The following is a 16829-nucleotide window of genomic DNA, read 5'->3' on the forward strand; positions in this document are numbered from 1 at the left end:
CAGGTTGAACTGGATGCTATGATCTGTAACGGGAGGAGAGCCTCTCTTGGTTAGATAGTGAGGCTGCCTCAGGACAGCGGGGTATCATTTCTATTTTCAATTAAGACCTGTGATTTAGGCGTGGGAAGCATAGATATGAATCTGGCAATCGAAACCACCGTCATAAATAATCCCAGCACGGATTGAATCATTATGATCACCATCGCTGGATTGTTATCGATGTTGAAATTAGGAGGCCCGAACGTAGTCATTGTAACAAAGCTCATATAAAAGGCTTGAATTAAGCTGGTACTGCGATCCGCCACGTCAAACCAATTCATTAGAAATTCATATGAAGCGGTAAACCAAAATATAATTTCCATAAAATTATGTATAAGCAAGAGGATAGATCTTCTATAGCTGCGCAGGGTAGCATTCTCTTCATAGTTATCCAGCAGATTGATTTTTAATTGATAAATAAATATCTCAAAGACCCTTAATATTCCGTAGTAAAACAAGATTTGCTTAATAACGCCAATGCTGCTGTATCTCATAATAATTATAGACAGGACTGAAAGCAGAGTATGTGCCAATACCCAGATATCAACGAACAGATACTTCCTTTTATCTTCCCAGCTAGCAAAGGAAATACTCCTTCTGACGATATCGAAGACGGAAATCCTCGATAGGAATTGAATAACAGCATTCCAAACCCAAACAATCAATATAAATCCCTCTGTATCATTACGTTCATTCATGTGCATTCCCCCAGAAATTAATAATTACTCATTATTAGCAAGTATATAGAAAATGTTTAAGATGCCACAGCTATAATTTGCTCAGCCTAAAGCAAGGAAAAGTCGATATTTTTGACAATTCGGACAGCAACTCAAAAGGAATAAAAAAACGCTTGCTCTCTCGCCAGATTCATGATATATTACTTCTTGCGTTGCATTTCATTAATTTGCGGTCATGGCGGAATTGGCAGACGCGCTGGCTTCAGGTGCCAGTGGTAGCAATATCGTGGAGGTTCGAGTCCTCTTGACCGCATACTAACAAAAAAGCTTCTGTACTGCTCATCTGGGCAGCGCAGAAGCTTTTTTTTGTTTTCCGTTCAATAGGACAGCGCGGTTGAGGCTGAAGGGGACGAGGCCTGTTGCTTGCGGAACCCGGAGGGAGACATGCCGCTCAGCTTATGGAATACCCGGTTAAACTGGGAGAAGCTGTTGAAGCCGCACTGTTCAGCGATCACGGAAATCCTAAGCCGGGTGCTGATCAGCAGCTGCTGGGCATTGCGGATACGGGTCATTTGGATATACTCGGTCAGTGTAGAGCCGGTGACCGTCTTGAACTGATGTGATAAATAATAAGGGCTGATGTAGAACTCCCTGGAGATCGAATCCAGAGACAGCTCGCTGTTGAAATGACTGTGGATGTATGCGGTGACCGAATATATTTTTTGCATGATGGAATTCCCCACTTCTTCCAGGACATAGCTGTTCCGCTCTCTTTGCTGGTACAGGGCACACAGAAATTGCTGAAACAAGCTGTGAATCAGTACAGGATTCAGGGGAGAAGCGCCATGTGACAAGGTGAAGATGGAGTTAAGAGGATCAAAAACGGCTCTCCGTGACTCGCCACTCAAACGGTAGATCGGCACTTCCTCTCCAAAAGAGAGAAACATCTTCTTGTAAGCGGTTTCTAGACCGGGTATATTTTTGGGCATCGCGAAGTTAATAATCAGCCTTTTGTGGGGCGGACCTACCGGATATTGTGTCTTGTGCAGCCGGTGCGGACGAAGCAGAACGATATCATATTGCTGAAGGGCATACGCATTCCCCTCGATCATATGGGTGGCTCTGGAATCCATTAATATATGAATCTCGTAAAAGTCATGAAAATGCTGAAACTCCATATTGATGTTATGGGACCGCTGGTCATAATCAAAATAATAAAAAAGCGAATCAGCCGGTGTGTTGATGCTTACGCTATATCCTTGCTCATACAACAAGTCGCTATCAAGCATATCCTGGTCGCCGCCTTAATCTGTAGTATGGACCTATTATAAATCCAGAAAAGCAAGATATGCAATGTATGAGGGGGATCATAGCAAATATAACGTAGTTTTTGAGGGGAGGGATTTGCTATATTGGCTGTATGAAAGCGGATACAAGGAGTGGTGATCATGTTTTTGACCGAAGAGAAGCTGATCCGGCGTCAGGCGGAGATTGGAAAGTACAGGTACCGCAAGCTGCTGGAGATTGAGGAACTGGAATTCGCAGAGGATGAGGACGGGGCTAACGGTGTGTATCCTGAGGCCGTTTCCTTTGATGGCACAATCAAGCTGGAGGAGCACTGGCGCGGGCGCGACCGTTATGTCTGGCTGCGTACTGTGGTCGAGATGCCTATAAGTACACCCGGCTTCAAAATTGCCGGAAGGTTCGACTTCGGCAAGTCGGGGAGCTTTAACAACTCGGGGTTTGAATCGTTGCTGTTTGTGAACGGGGAGCCTTATCAGGGCGTGGATAACAATCACAGGGAGGTTATTTTTGGGCCGGAGTTAAGCGGGCAGACGGTGGAGCTTGTCTTCCGGCTGTGGTCTGGTCTTGAGGGCGGAGGCCCCGCCGTTATTCAGGATCACCGGATTAGCGAAGCGATGATTGGCTACCTGGATGAAACGATTGATGATTTGTGCTACCTGTCACAGGCGGCGCTGGACACGTACCGGTATCTGGGCAGCGACCAGCCGGAGAAGCAATGGCTGAAAAAAGCGCTGAACGACGCCTTTCGTGAAATTGACTGGTCGGAGCCCGGATCAGAGGCCCACGAAATGTCCCTGTACCGTGCCGGGGCCAGCCTGAACCGCGCTGTGGATGCTATGCCCAAAACCTTTGACATGACGATTACAGCCGTTGGTCATACCCATATTGATGTTGCGTGGCTGTGGCAGCTAAAGCATACGCGGGAGAAAATAGCACGGTCCTTCTCTACCGTACTGCGGCTGATGGAGGAGTTCCCGGAATATCAGTTCCTGCAGACGCAGCCGCAATTGTACGACTATCTGAAGCGTGATTACCCCGAACTGTACGGACGGATCTCGGAGAAAATCAAGGAAGGCCGCTGGGAAGCCGAAGGAGCCATGTGGCTGGAGTCGGATTGTAATATTCCGTCCGGTGAATCCTTGGTCCGTCAGATTGTGGCGGGGAAGCGCTACTTCCGGGAAGAGTTCGGGATCGAAAGCAAGTATTTGTGGCTGCCGGATGTATTCGGATACAGCTGGGCATTGCCGCAGATTTTGCGCAAGTCGGGGATCTCTACGTTCATGACGACCAAGATCAGCTGGAACCAGTTCAACCGGATGCCGCATGATACGTTCTGGTGGCGCGGGCTTGACGGTTCCGAAATTTTGACGCACTTCATTACCACTTCGGAGAAGAACGGAGATGCTTATACGTACAACGGCCGGATGACTGCCGCATTGCTGCGGGGGATCTGGAATTCGTATCAGGATAAGGACATCAATGATAACCTGATGTTCACTTATGGCTGGGGCGACGGGGGCGGTGGGCCTACGCGGGAAATGCTGGAGCTTCGGCGGCGGTTCGACAAGCTGCCAGGGATGCCTAAGCTGAATATGGGCAGCGCAGGAGAGTATTTTGACGGGCTGCATGAACGGATCGAAAATACTGAAGCCTATGTGCATACCTGGAACGGCGAGTTATATTTTGAATGCCACAGGGGGACATACACCTCTCAGGCCAAGAATAAAAAATACAACCGGCGGCTGGAATTGCTGCTGCGCGATGCAGAGTGGCTGCATACGCTCACCGGTGTCCGGCGAGGTGATCTTGAAACCGGTTACCCGGCAGAAGAACTCCGCGGGATATGGGAAATCCTCCTGCGCAACCAGTTCCATGATATTATCCCCGGCTCGTCAATTAAAGAAGTCTATGAGGATAGTGATCTTGAATATGCGGAAGGGGAGGCGCGGTCACTGGCTTTAATTAACGGCTGTAGTGAAGCCGCAGGCACCGCCGCCGGGCAAGAGCGTCTTACGCTGCTGAACAGCTCTATCTGGAATCGTCCGCGGTATGCCGAGTTGCCGGACGAATCTGCAGATGACACTGTCATCTGTGATAAGGCCGGGCAGCCTCTGGAACAGCAGCGGACGGCAGACGGGGGAAGGCTGGTGTATATTCCCTCCCTGCCTGCTCTTGGCACGGCCGTTCTGCAATATGGACGGGGGGAACGGGCTGGCGCCGGCCTCGAAGGGGAATCGCCGCTGGCGGATGCCGCCGGCAACCGCCTGACCACACCTTTGTATGAGGTGGCCTGGAATGAACAGGGACATTTCACCTCTATCTACGACCGCCGCAACGGCCGTGAGCTCTTGGCACCCGGGAAGCGCGGCAATGTGCTACAGGTATTTGAGGACAAACCGCTGGATTTTGAAGCCTGGGACATTGATATCTTCTACCAGGAGAAAATGACGGAAATCTCGCAGCTTGAAGAATGCAATCTGATCGAGAACGGTCCGCTAAGGGCGGTCCTGCGTATGGTCTGGACGTACCATCGCTCAACCATCACCCAGAGAATCGTGTTCTACCGGGACACGGCAAGAATTGATTTCCAGACTGAGATGGACTGGCATGGTCATAACCAATTGCTGAAAGCGGCGTTTCCGGTGGATATTCATGCTGTGGAAGCTACCTACGATATTCAGTTCGGCAATGTGAAACGGCCGACGCACTGGAACACAAGCTGGGATTATGCCCGTTTCGAAACGGTAGCCCACCAATGGGCAGATCTCAGCGAGAAGGGCTATGGCGTAGCCCTGCTGAATGATTGCAAATACGGCTATGACATCAAGGACAGCTTGATGCGGCTGACGTTATTGAAATCAGCAGTCCATCCCAATCCTGAGCAGGATCAGGGCCAGCATGCCTTCACTTATGCGCTCTATCCGCATACCGGTGATTTTGTGGATGGCGGGGTTGTCCAGGAGGCTTGGGAATTGAATAATCCCCTGCGTACGGTTCCGGGAGAGTTGGAGGGTGATGCCTTGTTCACTATCGAGGGCGAACATGTGCTGGTCGATGCCATCAAGCGTTCAGAGGATGGCAGCCATGTTGTGCTGCGCCTGCATGAATATGCTGGTTCGCAGACCCGGGTCCGCGTGGAGAGCGCTTATCCCATTGCATCCTGGCAGGAATGCAATCTGATGGAGGAACCGCAGGGGGATTGGCAGACTGGTGATTTTGTATTCCAGATCAAGCCTTATGAGATTAAGACTTTTAGAATAGATATGGGGAAAAGAGCAAACTGAGAGAAAAGAATCTACAGCGGGAGAGGGAGCGGAGTGCACGATGGATAACTACCGGGTGAACAAGGACGAAATCGTTGGAAAGCTAAATCAAGTAACGAATAAGCTGCTGAAGCTGGAACGGCCGGATAATGAAGCAGAGTTGCAGAACTTAGGAGAGGATGCGGGACGACGGGGATATTTTGCCCGTGATTTCGGTATGGAAGAATGGGATTGGCCGCAGGGAGTGGGGCTGTATGGCCTTCAAAAGCTGGAACGGTATTTCAGGGATGACCGTTATAAGAGTTATGCGAAGCCGTGGATGGCCCGTCAACTGGAGAAGGGGCTGCCAAGCCGGAATATCAATACAACCGCCCCGCTGTTGTCGCTGATGGAACTGGAGGAAGCGGAGGCGTTAAGCCTCGAATGGGTCGAGTGGCTGATGAATGGCCTGCCCCGGACGAAGGAGCTGGGTTATCAGCATGTCACAACGGGAGCCAGCAAGCATGAAATTACGCTTCATGACAATGAGATTTGGATTGATACGCTGTTTATGGCTATTTTGTTCACGGCTAAAATGGGTGTGAAGTATGATAACGCCGAGTGGAGACAAGCGTCGCTGCACCAGCTGCTGCTGCATATCAAGTATTTGTATGACAAAAAGACGGGTCTGTTCTTCCATGGCTGGCATTTTGCCGGCCGCCATAATTTCAGCGAAGCGTTCTGGTGCCGCGGTAACGGCTGGTTCGCACTCGGCCTGCCGGAGTACCTGGAGCTGATGCGCCCGTATCTGGACAGCGGAGTCTTCACCTATCTTCAGCAGATTCTGCACGCACAGGCAGAGGCGCTATTGGCCTGCCAGAGCGGAGATGGCCTGTGGCATACCCTGCTGGATGACCCGGACAGCTATACGGAAACTTCCGGGTCAGCAGCCATCGCAGCCGGTATTCTTCAGGGTGCGCGCAGAGGGCTGCTGCCAGAGTCATATGCTAACCAGGCCCTGAGCGCGATCCGGGCTGTACTAGGCAGAATTGACGGTGAGGGCACGGTGCTTGGTGTATCCGGCGGCACACCGATTGGTGCGGCAAAAGAAGATTACAAGCAGATCATTATTGCCCCTATGGCCTATGGCCAGGCGATGGCTATCGTCGCGCTGGGAGAAGCACTGCATTATTGCTGATTCAGTGTTCTGCATGCATCGCGCTGGGAGAACTAGTATATTACTGTTAATGCTGTGCCCTGCATGCAGTTCCATCTGGCCAAAAGAAATAAAGAAATTTTGCTTGTAGCATTGGTGTGCTTGGAGTATACTATTCCCGGGATGGTTAAGCGCTTACCCCATAGGAGGATAAGCGAAAATGGTAAATCCAATCGTAGTAGGGATTATTGGCGCAGGCAGAATCGGTCGCCTTCATGCAGATAATCTGCGTGTGATGCCGTCGTTTAAACTGAAATCAATCGCAGAAGCTACGGTAGGTGAGGAACTGCTGGAGTGGGCAGAAAGCCGCAACCTTGGCTCTGTATTTACAAATGGGGAAGATTTGCTGAATGACCCTGAGATCGAAGCGGTGTTCATCTGCACGCCAACGGATACCCATGCATACTGGATCGAGCAGGCTGCCCGTGCTCATAAGAGCATTTTTTGTGAGAAACCGATCAGCCTCTCGTCAGAGCAGACCAGCCGGGCACTGCAGATTGCCAAGGAAGAAGGCGTACTGCTTCAAGTCGGCTTCAACCGCCGGATGGACCCGAGCTTCCGCAAGCTGAAGCAGCTGGTTCAGTCCGGACAACTGGGCAAGCCCCATATCGTGAAGATCACTTCGCGTGATCCGCAGCCACCCGGTGAGGCCTATGTCCTTTCTTCCGGCGGTATGTTTATGGATATGACGATTCACGATTTTGATATGGCCCGTTACCTGATGGGTGAGGAAGTGGTTGAGGTGTACACCCGGGGTGCCAATCTGGTAGACCCGATGTTCGGGCGCTGTGGTGATGTGGATACAGCTGTCATCACGCTGACCTTTGCCAGCGGCGCGATCTGTGTCATTGATAACAGCCGGAAGGCCGTCTATGGCTACGACCAGCGGGTAGAGGTGTTCGGTTCCCACGGATCGGCCACCGCCGACAACTGCCGTCCGACTACGGTGGAGGTGTCTACCGCGAGCTCTGTCACCCGCGATCAGCCGCAGCATTTCTTCCTCGAGCGGTACAATCAGGCATTTACGGATGAGATTGCCGCATTTGCACAGGCGGTTCGCCTGCAGGAGCCGCTCATTTGCAGCGGCATGGACGGCCAGCAAGCGGAACGGATTGCTGAAGCTGCTAAGGAATCGCACCTGACCGGGCTCCCGGTCAAGTTGTCACACCATGCAGGAGAGGGTACGCCAGCAACGAGCCAGGTATTGTAAGCGGATGCACACCCTGAAGACAGAGGAGGCCGGTGAAGATGTCCAATTTAATCATTAAGGCCGGAGCACCCGGCAAGGATGGACTTGTGGCGGCAGTGAGCAAGGAGAGCGCCGGATGGAAATATGTAGGCTTTGAAGTGTATCAGCTGCAGGCCGGGGAACTATTAAGCCGCAGTGCAGAAGGAAACGAGATCTGCCTGGTACTGCTGGCAGGCAAGGCTGATGTAAAGGTAGATGGCATAGTCTTCTCCGGCATTGGCGAGCGCATGTCTGTGTTTGAGGATGTGGCGCCTTATGCGGTGTACGTTCCCGCAGGAGCCCATTATGAAGTTACCGCCCTGACAGAGCTGGAGCTTGCCGCATGTCTGGCGCCAGGGACGGGTAAATATTCACCCCGGCTGATCGCTCCTTCTGACGCTGTGGCTGAGAACCGGGGGTTTGGCAGTATGTCGCGCCGGGTGGTCAACATCCTTCCGGAGCAGAGTGAAGCGGAGAGTCTGCTGGTGGTCGAGGTGCGTACGGGCGGCGGCAACTGGTCCAGCTATCCCCCGCATAAACATGATCAGGACAATCTGCCGGCAGAGTCCTATCTGGAAGAGACATACTACCACCGGGTCAATCCCGCCCATGGCTTTGTGGTGCAGCGGGTGTACAATGATGACCGCAGCCTGGACGAGACGATGGCCGTGGCTGACCGCAGCATTGTGCTGGTTCCGGAAGGGTATCATCCGGTATCCGCGCCGCCGGGCTACGATTCTTATTATCTTAACGTGATGGCAGGCCCCGTCCGTACCTGGGTCTTCCACAATGATCCGGATCATGAGTGGTTGTTCGCGGCGCAGCAGCCGGACAAACGGGAATAATCAATGGGCTGGCCAAAGAGGGGCTTCCGCAGGGCGGAGGGCCCTCTTTGGTGCTGGTATAAGGAAGGGTATGTGTCACGCCATCATTCTTTTATTCCCCGCCGAGGACGGATACCTGATTCGATTCGCAGTATTGCTGCTTCGGAAGCATAAGCCTATAAAAGGACGGCAAAGCTGGTTCCACTGGGTAAGTGGTCAAAGCGCAGAACCGGGCGAGATACCGGCTGCAACTGACTAGTACGGCACTGCATAATAGACACCGTCTGGCGAGTTCCCTATAATCAAACGTATAAGATTGCAAGAAGGTAAAGGCGGGCCTATTAACGATGAAACCTACGATATATGATGTGGCACGTGAAGCAGGAGTTTCTATCGCTACAGTGTCCAAGGTGCTGAATAAGAGCGGGAGGATCAGCGACAAGACGCGGCAGAAGGTCAGCAGTATTATGGAAGAGCTGAATTACCAGCCCAGCATGGTGGCTTCTGCACTGACGAGCCGCCGGACAGGAACGATCGGGCTGATGATTCCCGATATTGCCAATCCTTTTTTTGCCGAAGCAGCCCGCGGTATTGAGGATTACGCCCAGGGGCAGGGAAGCGACTTGATCGTCTGTAGTACGGACCGGGACGATGAGAAGGCGGCAAGGTATATCTCGCTGCTTTTGCGCAAACGGGTCGATGGCCTGATTATCGCCTCTCATGTCGGGAATCCCGACATGATCCGCCGTCTGCTGGCCGATCATGTGCCGCTCGTGCTATTCTCGGCGGATATCCGTATGATGGAGAGCAACTCTGTCACGGTAGATGACTATAAGGGCGGCTATCAGGCAACGGAATATTTGCTGTCCCTGGGACACCGCAAGCTCGGCATCATCTCCGACAATCTGCCGGGAAGCAAGCTGCGCGCCGAAGGCTTCCTGGATGCGCTGAAGGCTGCGGGAGTCCCCTTTGATAATCCGGCGAATATTACACATACTTCGGCCACACTGGAGAATGGCCGGAAAGCGGCTGCGGCGATGCTGGGCCAGGCAGAGAAGGAGCGTCCGACAGCGGTGTTTGCCTGCAACGATCTGCTCGCTATCGGGGTACTGAAGGAGGCGCGCGGCTTAGGGTTGTCTATTCCCCGCGATCTGTCCGTAGTGGGCTTTGACAATACCATGCTGGCTGAGATTTGCCATCCTTCCTTGACCAGCATTGCCCAGCCCCTGCGTGAGATGACAGAGCAGGCTATGATCCTGCTGAACCAGGCTATCGATAATCCGGATAGTCCCAAGCGCAAAATCATGCTGATGCCGGAGCTGGTTGTCCGTCATTCCACGGGTCCGGTGCCGCATTAAGAAGTAAAGGAAGCCAAGCTGCGCCCGAAACCAAGCTGCGCCCGAAGCCAGGGCGCTCATCATTATGCAGGCTTGTTCTCCGCTACCCAGCGGTGGACAGGCTTTTTGTTGTTGCATAAGTTATGGTTTCGAAGCCAGTTTTGCGAAGTGTGCTCAAGGTAGCTGATGCTATTGAACTTTTAAGGAATGCGGAATCCTTAGGCGGGAGGGGGAGTGGCAAGGGCAAGGGCAAGGGCAAGGGCAAGGGCAATGCGGGGATAGGGGATGGAAGAAGGAGTAGAGTGGGGGTGGGAATGGGAATGGGAATGGGAATAGGAAGAGGGCCATCGGAATCCCGGCGAAGTGAAGTGGAATTAGTAAACCTAAATGGGCTAAAAAGCTATCTGTAGAAGGAATAGTTGGAAAAAGGAAACTTAATTCAAGCAAAATGCGCTTTAAGGGTGCGAATCGGTCGGATTAACTCTACTTTTTCCAACTGATGCTTGCGGAGATAGGGGATGGGAAGATTTAAGTTCACTTTTTCCACTTGAGCGTGTATAGCGTGTTCGGCTGTGGTCATGATCCAATATCTGTCCTTGGTTCTATTCATTTACCGCCGAATGGGCCGGAATTATGGAAACGCTTCAAATTTGGGATTGCCAAACCAAGACTTCTCAACTATACTTAAGTAGAAAATTAGGTTAAGCGCTTACCCTTCCCCCGATGATTGTTGTTTTCAAAATAAGCAGAGATTGTCTCGAATACTTTTTCATTTCATTTCATTTCATTTTATTTAATTCATTTAAATCGATTCATTTAATTCGATTTCACCAATTTCACTTAATCTCATGAGTCTCATGAATCTCACTCAGTCTCACTCAGCCTCAATCAATCTCAATCAATCTCAATCAATCTCATTCAGTCTCATTCAATTTCATTCAATCCATCTCAGACTATTCTTCCTAAGTGTTCTTTCCACTGAAAGCTTTTTCAAGGAGGCGCCACTATGAACGGTTTACAGTTCGATCCCGCCCGGCCGCTGGATTTAATCGCCGTCGGCCGGCTATGTATTGATCTTAATGCCAATGAAACCGGAAGACCTATGGAAGAGACGCTGACATTCACCAAATATGTCGGCGGCTCCCCCGCCAATATTGTAATTGGCACGGCGCGGCTGGGCATGCGCACAGGCTTCATCGGCAAGATTGCCGATGATCAGATGGGCCGGTTTATCCGCACCTATCTGCAGAACAACGGTATTGACGACAGTCAGGTGACGGTTGACCGGACCGGTGCGGTGACCGGGCTTGCTTTTACAGAAATCAAAAGCCCGCAAGAATGCAGCATTCTCATGTACCGGGACCATGTAGCAGATTTGCTGCTGACTACGGAGGAGATTTCGGAAGAGTACATCCAGAAGTCCAAAGCGCTGCTGATCTCAGGTACCGCACTGGCACAAAGCCCCTCCCGCGAGGCTGTATTTCTGGCGCTGGAATTTGCCCGTAAGCATAATGTCACTACATTTTTTGATCTGGATTACCGCCCTTACACATGGAAATCTGCCGCAGAAACGGCTGTCTATTATAACCTGGCTGCAGAGAAATGCGACTGCATCATCGGTACCCGTGAGGAATTCGACAGTATGGAGAACCTCTATAACGAGAAAGGCGCAGACGATGAAGCAACGGCCAGCCGCTGGTTCTCGCACCGGGCGAAGCTGGTGGTCATCAAACACGGCGGGAGCGGCTCTATCTCCTACACGGCAGACGGGAAAAAGCACCGGAGCGGTATTTTTCCCGCCAAGGTATTGAAGACTTTTGGAGCCGGAGATTCCTATGCCTCGGCCTTCATCCACAGTCTGATGCGGGGAGACACTGTCAGCGAGGCCATGCGCCGGGGCAGTGCTTCCGCCTCCATCGTCATCTCCCGCCACAGCTGCTCGGACGCCATGCCAACCCTGGACGAATTGGAAGCGTTCTTAAGCACTAATGAAGAAGTGGGTTCAGGCTTGGATTAAGAAGGCTGTAGAGGCGGAGAACACCAATTTAGAGCATCATCTCGAAGCAAACCTACTAGATAAGCTGAACTTAAGAATGATGGAAAGCTGATTGAATTAACTCTTGCTCTTGTGGTCCAAGGATTCCTCCAATACAGCATGCAAGATTCTTAAGTTCACTCCATATAGCAGGAACAGATTACTAGAGTCGAAGGAGTGGAGCAGGATGGAACAGCAAACCGCGAAAGTGCTGAATAATTATATTGACGGGCAATGGGTAGAGGCGGATACGAAGCAGACGGAGACGGTGTATAATCCGGCTTCAGGTGAAGAATTAGCGAGAGTTCCGCTGTCTGGGAGAGATGACCTGGACCGGGCTGTGGCTGCGGCGAAGACGGCTTTTGAAGGATGGTCCAAAACACCGGTGCCGCGCAGAGCGCGAATATTGTTCAAATACCAGCAGCTTTTAGTAGACCATTGGGATGAACTGGCGAAGACAATCACTCTGGAGAATGGAAAAAGCTTCAAAGAAGCGTACGGCGAGGTGCAGCGCGGCATCGAGTGTGTGGAGTTCGCCACCGGTGTGCCGACACTAATGATGGGCCGGCAGCTGCCGGATATTGCAACAGGAATCGAGTCCGGGATGTACCGCTATCCCATCGGTGTGGTTGGCGGCATTACGCCTTTTAATTTCCCGATGATGGTGCCCTGCTGGATGTTCCCGCTCGCTATTGCCTGTGGCAATACCTTTGTACTGAAGCCTTCTGAACGCACACCGCTGCTGGCAGCGCGTCTTGCAGAGCTGCTGGAGGAAGCTGGTCTGCCAAAGGGCGTATTCAACCTGGTTAACGGTGCGCATGATGTCGTGAACGGATTGCTGGAGCATCCCGATGTCAAAGCGATTTCCTTTGTGGGCTCGCAGCCGGTGGCGGAATATGTATTCAAGAAGGGCACTGCGCATTTGAAAAGAGTGCAGGCGCTAGCAGGTGCAAAGAACCATTCCATCGTACTGGCGGATGCGAATCTTGAGGCTTCGGCTAACCAGATTGTTAATGCAGCCTTCGGCTCTGCCGGAGAACGCTGTATGGCTTGCTCCGTGGTAACGGTGCAGGAAGAGGTGGCGGATGAGCTGATCTCCATCCTGCTGCGAGAATGTGACTTGATGAAGATAGGCGATGGAATGGATGACGGCACGTTTCTGGGGCCGGTTATCCGTCAGGGCCATAAAGAGAGAACCGTCTCTTATATTGAACAAGGCGTGGCGGAGGGTGCGAAGCTGCTCAGGGACGGCCGGGAGGACGCCGCTGTGCAGGAGAAGGGTTATTTTATCGGACCCACGGTGTTTGACGGGGTGACCCGGGACATGAAAATCTGGCAGGAGGAAATCTTCGCGCCTGTATTGTCGGTGATTCGTGTCAAGGATGTGGTGGAGGCGGTTGAGATCGCTAACGCGTCACGATTTGCCAACGGAGCTTGTATTTTTACGAATGACGGCGGGAAAGTGCGCTATTTCCGGGAACATATCGAGTCAGGCATGCTTGGTGTCAATGTCGGGGTACCGGCACCGATGGCTTTCTTCCCCTTCTCCGGCTGGAAGGATTCCTTCTATGGTGACCTTCATGCGAACGGAAGCGACGGGGTTGAATTCTATACACGCAAAAAAGTCGTCACTGCCCGCTGGCAGTAAATGGTACGAGAGGAGGGGATACATGTGGAACGAATCAGATTAACAACAGCGCAGGCACTGGTGAAATTTCTGGACCAGCAATATGTGGATTTTGGCAGCGGGCCGGAGCGCTTCATACATGGGATATTCACCGTCTTCGGTCATGGCAATGTATTAGGCCTGGGGCAGGCGCTGCAGGAAGCACCGGGTGGGCTGACCGTGTACCAGGGGAGAAACGAGCAGGGGATGGTTCATGCGGCAACCGCATTTGCCAAGCAGAGCCGCAGACGGCGGATCATGGCCTGTACCGCTTCTGTGGGACCTGGCTCAGCTAATATGCTGACGGCTGCAGCCACTGCGACGGCTAATCAGATTCCCGTCCTGCTGCTGCCTGGCGATACATTTGCTACCCGGCAACCCGATCCGGTGCTGCAGCAGATGGAACATACTCATAATCTGTCGATCACGGTCAACGATGCCTTCAAGGCCGTGAGCAAATATTGGGACCGGATCTGCCGGCCGGAGCAGCTGATGACGGCACTGCTGAATGCAATGCGTGTGCTGACGGATCAGGCTGATACCGGAGCAGTTACGATTGCGCTTCCGCAGGATGTGCAGGCCGAGGCTTGGGACTACCCGCTTGATTTCTTCCGCAAGCGCATTCACCGGATCATTCCCCGCCTTCCTCATCCGGAAGAGGTCGCTGCGGCGGCAGATCTGATTGCAAGTAAACAAAGACCTCTCCTGGTCTGCGGGGGCGGGGTACGATATGCGGACGCCGGACCGGAATTGCGTGATTTTGCAGAAAAATTCGCGGTCCCGTTCGGTGAAACACAGGCCGGTAAAAGTGCTGTAGAAAGCGGCTACGCATACAATCTGGGCGGTATAGGCGTTACCGGCAACGGCGGTGCCAATGCCCTGGCTGCAACAGCTGATCTGGTGATCGGCGTAGGAACCCGTTTTACAGATTTCACCACAGGCTCAAAAAGCTTATTCACACATCCCGGGGTAGAGTTTCTGACGCTTAACGCTTCCCCTTATCATGCTGCCAAGCTGGATGCACTCGCTGTGGTCTGTGATGCAGCCGAAGGTCTGACTGCATTGTCTGCAGCCTTGGAGGAGCGCGGCTATCGTTCCGCTTATACGGATGAAATCGTGTCTGCTAAGGAGGCATGGGAAGCAGAAAGAAAACGTCTGGCAGGCATAGAGTATACCGGGAATGAGGATGAAAACAGTCTGGAAAGCCTCTTCGTACCCGAGATTGCCGGACATCTGGATGAGCTGCTCCCGGAGTATGCAGCGAAGCTGAAGACTTCACTGACGCAAACACGGGTGCTTGCGATCATCAATGAGAGTATTCCCAAAGATGCTATCGTCATTGGAGCCGCAGGCAGTCTGCCGGGCGATATGCAGCGCATGTGGAATGCTGCTGTCCCGGATACTTATCATATGGAGTATGGATTCTCTTGTATGGGGTATGAAATCTCCGGTGCGCTCGGTGTGAAACTGGCGGAACCGGGCCGGGAGGTATACGCACTGGTAGGTGACGGCAGCTATCAAATGCTGCATTCGGAGCTGGTGACAAGTCTTCAGGAAAATAAGAAGATCAACATTATTCTGCTCGACAACGCTGGCTTCGGCTGCATTAACAATCTGCAGATGGAACAAGGCCTGGACAGTATGGGCACTGAATTCCGCCACCGTGGCCCGGATGGCCGCTTAAGCGGCGAATTGATGCATATTGACTATGCAGCCAGTGCAGCAGGCTATGGGGTCAAGACCTTCCGTGCGGCAACGGCAGAGCAGCTGCGAAGCGCCTTGGAGGAAGCCGGGAAGCAGGATCGGTCCACGCTGATCGACATCAAGGTGCTGCCAAAGACCATGACACATGGCTACGGCGCCTGGTGGCATGTCGGAGTACCGGAAGTGTCCGGCAGCGAAGCGGTGCAGGCGGCCTACGAGCAGAAGCGCGGACAATTGGATCAAGCACGCAGCTACTGATAGAGTCTGAGCCCGGAATTCCTGATATCACTTGAATAATGAACGAACCATGCGGCGGGCTTGAGAACCCGTCCTACTACGGATAACGGAAGGGATAGACGCGATGATGTTCAAAGAACATGCGGTGAAGCTGGGGATTGCCCCCATTGCCTGGACCAATGACGATATGCCTGAGCTCGGGCGGGACAATACCTTTGAGCAGTGCATCAGTGAAATGGCACTGGCGGGATTTCAGGGAAGCGAGGTGGGCAATAAATATCCGCGCGACCCGGAGCGGCTTCATCAGGCGCTTGCGCTCCGCGGACTTCAGATTGCCAGTGCCTGGTTCAGCGCATACCTGACAGTACGTCCATATGAGGAGACTGCTGCGGCCTTTTGTGCGCACCGTGACTTTTTGCATGAGATGGGGGCCAAGGTGATCGTTGTTTCAGAACAAGGGCGGAGCATACAGGGGCAAATGGATACGCCATTGTTCGCTGATAAGCCTGTGTTTACGGAAACGGAGTGGTCCGCACTTGCGGAGGGGCTGGGCCGCCTGGGCCGTCTGGCGGCAGAGAAGGATATGACGCTTGTGTATCACCACCATATGGGGACCGGAGTCCAGACCGCGGCCGAAATTACGCAGCTGATGGAACTCACGGAGCCGAATGAGGTGTCTCTGCTGTTCGATACCGGACATCTGGCCTTTGCCGGCGAGAATCCGCTAGAGGTACTGCGTGTTCATATACCCCGGATCAAGCATGTACACTTGAAGGATATCCGGCCGGAGGTTGTCGATCGTGTCAAGCGGGAGCAGCTCAGCTTTCTGCAGGCGGTAAAAGCGGGAGCATTCACCGTGCCTGGTGATGGCTGCATCGCGTTTGCAGAGATTTTCACTGAATTGGACCGTAATGAGTATACGGGATGGTTCGTGGTGGAGGCGGAGCAGGACCCGGCGCTTGCAGATCCTTTGGAATATGCGATGAAGGCACGCCGGTATATCAGAGAAATCAGCGGTTTATAAATCACTAATGGTGACGATTCGCCGCTTGGCAGGTGCTTAACAATGCCTGGGCGGATGTGAATGCGGGGTTGCACGGGTGTGTGCATCCCGCCTTTTTGATTTGTTGTTTAGCCAAGAATACGGCGGCGGGTTCTGGACACAGGAATGCGGTTTCTATAGGCCATTCCTGTATTTTCCATTACGTTTCTGGTTGGCCGGGTATACCCGGCATGTGCTATAATGGCAGAACTTCATACGAAGTCCCGTTCGTGAATGCGCTTCCAATATTTACTACCGTGCGTATATTGGGGACCGA

Annotated in this window: 12 protein-coding genes and 1 tRNA gene; 10 read left to right on the forward strand and 3 right to left on the reverse strand. The window is 52.6% G+C overall.

Annotation, left to right across the window (positions count from 1 at the left end; genetic code table 11):
* Window positions 1–68: 68 nt before the first annotated feature.
* The gene (locus tag A3848_RS30480; RefSeq protein WP_074088776.1) at window positions 69–737 is read right to left on the reverse strand and encodes an ion channel; all 669 of its coding nucleotides are present in this window, start codon (window positions 735–737) and stop codon (window positions 69–71) included.
* Window positions 738–945: 208 nt separating this feature from the next.
* Between A3848_RS30480 and A3848_RS30485 the strand changes: the two genes are divergently transcribed.
* A tRNA-Leu gene (locus A3848_RS30485) sits at window positions 946–1029 on the forward strand.
* 64 nt (window positions 1030–1093) lie between these two features.
* Here the strand turns inward: A3848_RS30485 and A3848_RS30490 are convergent.
* Window positions 1094–2005: a helix-turn-helix transcriptional regulator gene (locus A3848_RS30490; protein WP_074088777.1), complete on the reverse strand. Its 912-nt coding sequence runs from the start codon at window positions 2003–2005 to the stop codon at window positions 1094–1096.
* A gap of 159 nt (window positions 2006–2164) precedes the next feature.
* On the opposite strand from A3848_RS30490, the gene A3848_RS30495 reads away from it, so the two are divergent.
* The 5 genes from A3848_RS30495 to A3848_RS30515 all read left to right on the forward strand — a co-directional run bounded on the left by A3848_RS30495 (window position 2165) and on the right by A3848_RS30515 (window position 9889).
* Entirely contained in the window at window positions 2165–5305 is a 3141-nt protein-coding gene (locus A3848_RS30495; RefSeq protein ID WP_074088778.1) for an alpha-mannosidase, read from the forward strand.
* 40 nt (window positions 5306–5345) lie between these two features.
* Entirely contained in the window at window positions 5346–6461 is a 1116-nt protein-coding gene (locus tag A3848_RS30500; protein WP_074088779.1) for a glycoside hydrolase family 88/105 protein, read from the forward strand.
* Window positions 6462–6639: 178 nt separating this feature from the next.
* Window positions 6640–7689 carry an inositol 2-dehydrogenase gene (iolG, locus tag A3848_RS30505; RefSeq protein WP_074088780.1) on the forward strand — a complete coding sequence of 350 codons (1050 nt, stop codon included), beginning with the start codon at window positions 6640–6642 and terminating at the stop codon, window positions 7687–7689.
* Between the two features lie 38 nt (window positions 7690–7727).
* Window positions 7728–8552 carry a 5-deoxy-glucuronate isomerase gene (iolB, locus tag A3848_RS30510; protein ID WP_074088781.1) on the forward strand — a complete coding sequence of 275 codons (825 nt, stop codon included), beginning with the start codon at window positions 7728–7730 and terminating at the stop codon, window positions 8550–8552.
* Window positions 8553–8878: 326 nt separating this feature from the next.
* Window positions 8879–9889 (forward strand): LacI family DNA-binding transcriptional regulator, encoded by a 1011-nt coding sequence (locus tag A3848_RS30515; RefSeq protein WP_074088782.1) that lies wholly within the window; start codon window positions 8879–8881, stop codon window positions 9887–9889.
* Window positions 9890–10307: 418 nt separating this feature from the next.
* Here the strand turns inward: A3848_RS30515 and A3848_RS32580 are convergent, their stop codons facing one another.
* Window positions 10308–10478 (reverse strand): hypothetical protein, encoded by a 171-nt coding sequence (locus A3848_RS32580; RefSeq protein ID WP_178382114.1) that lies wholly within the window; start codon window positions 10476–10478, stop codon window positions 10308–10310.
* Window positions 10479–10874: 396 nt separating this feature from the next.
* On the opposite strand from A3848_RS32580, the gene iolC reads away from it, so the two are divergent.
* The 4 genes from iolC to iolE all read left to right on the forward strand — a co-directional run bounded on the left by iolC (window position 10875) and on the right by iolE (window position 16534).
* Entirely contained in the window at window positions 10875–11885 is a 1011-nt protein-coding gene (gene iolC / locus A3848_RS30525) for a 5-dehydro-2-deoxygluconokinase (RefSeq protein ID WP_074088784.1), read from the forward strand.
* Between the two features lie 205 nt (window positions 11886–12090).
* Complete coding sequence (locus A3848_RS30530; protein WP_074088785.1) at window positions 12091–13551, forward strand: CoA-acylating methylmalonate-semialdehyde dehydrogenase; 1461 nt, start codon at window positions 12091–12093, stop codon at window positions 13549–13551.
* A 24-nt stretch (window positions 13552–13575) separates the two neighbouring features.
* On the forward strand, window positions 13576–15531 hold the full coding sequence (gene iolD / locus A3848_RS30535; protein WP_074088786.1) for a 3D-(3,5/4)-trihydroxycyclohexane-1,2-dione acylhydrolase (decyclizing): 1956 nt from the start codon (window positions 13576–13578) through the stop codon (window positions 15529–15531).
* A gap of 106 nt (window positions 15532–15637) precedes the next feature.
* Window positions 15638–16534, forward strand: a complete 897-nt coding sequence (gene iolE / locus A3848_RS30540; RefSeq protein WP_074088883.1) for a myo-inosose-2 dehydratase — start codon at window positions 15638–15640, stop codon at window positions 16532–16534.
* The last annotated feature ends 295 nt before the right edge of the window (window positions 16535–16829 follow it).

The organism is Paenibacillus sp. P32E, assembly GCF_001909085.1.
GTDB lineage: Bacteria > Bacillota > Bacilli > Paenibacillales > Paenibacillaceae > Paenibacillus_AQ > Paenibacillus_AQ helianthi.

Bases quoted from the DNA above. Each gene is read 5' to 3' on its own strand.
- A3848_RS30480 (WP_074088776.1), bottom strand. From the start codon at position 737: ATGAATGAACGTAATGATACAGAGGGATTTATATTGATTGTTTGGGTT.
- A3848_RS30490 (WP_074088777.1), bottom strand. From the start codon at position 2,005: ATGCTTGATAGCGACTTGTTGTATGAGCAAGGATATAGCGTAAGCATC.
- A3848_RS30495 (WP_074088778.1), top strand. From the start codon at position 2,165: ATGTTTTTGACCGAAGAGAAGCTGATCCGGCGTCAGGCGGAGATTGGA.
- A3848_RS30500 (WP_074088779.1), top strand. From the start codon at position 5,346: ATGGATAACTACCGGGTGAACAAGGACGAAATCGTTGGAAAGCTAAAT.
- iolG (WP_074088780.1), top strand. From the start codon at position 6,640: ATGGTAAATCCAATCGTAGTAGGGATTATTGGCGCAGGCAGAATCGGT.
- iolB (WP_074088781.1), top strand. From the start codon at position 7,728: ATGTCCAATTTAATCATTAAGGCCGGAGCACCCGGCAAGGATGGACTT.
- A3848_RS30515 (WP_074088782.1), top strand. From the start codon at position 8,879: ATGAAACCTACGATATATGATGTGGCACGTGAAGCAGGAGTTTCTATC.
- A3848_RS32580 (WP_178382114.1), bottom strand. From the start codon at position 10,478: ATGAATAGAACCAAGGACAGATATTGGATCATGACCACAGCCGAACAC.
- iolC (WP_074088784.1), top strand. From the start codon at position 10,875: ATGAACGGTTTACAGTTCGATCCCGCCCGGCCGCTGGATTTAATCGCC.
- A3848_RS30530 (WP_074088785.1), top strand. From the start codon at position 12,091: ATGGAACAGCAAACCGCGAAAGTGCTGAATAATTATATTGACGGGCAA.
- iolE (WP_074088883.1), top strand. From the start codon at position 15,638: ATGTTCAAAGAACATGCGGTGAAGCTGGGGATTGCCCCCATTGCCTGG.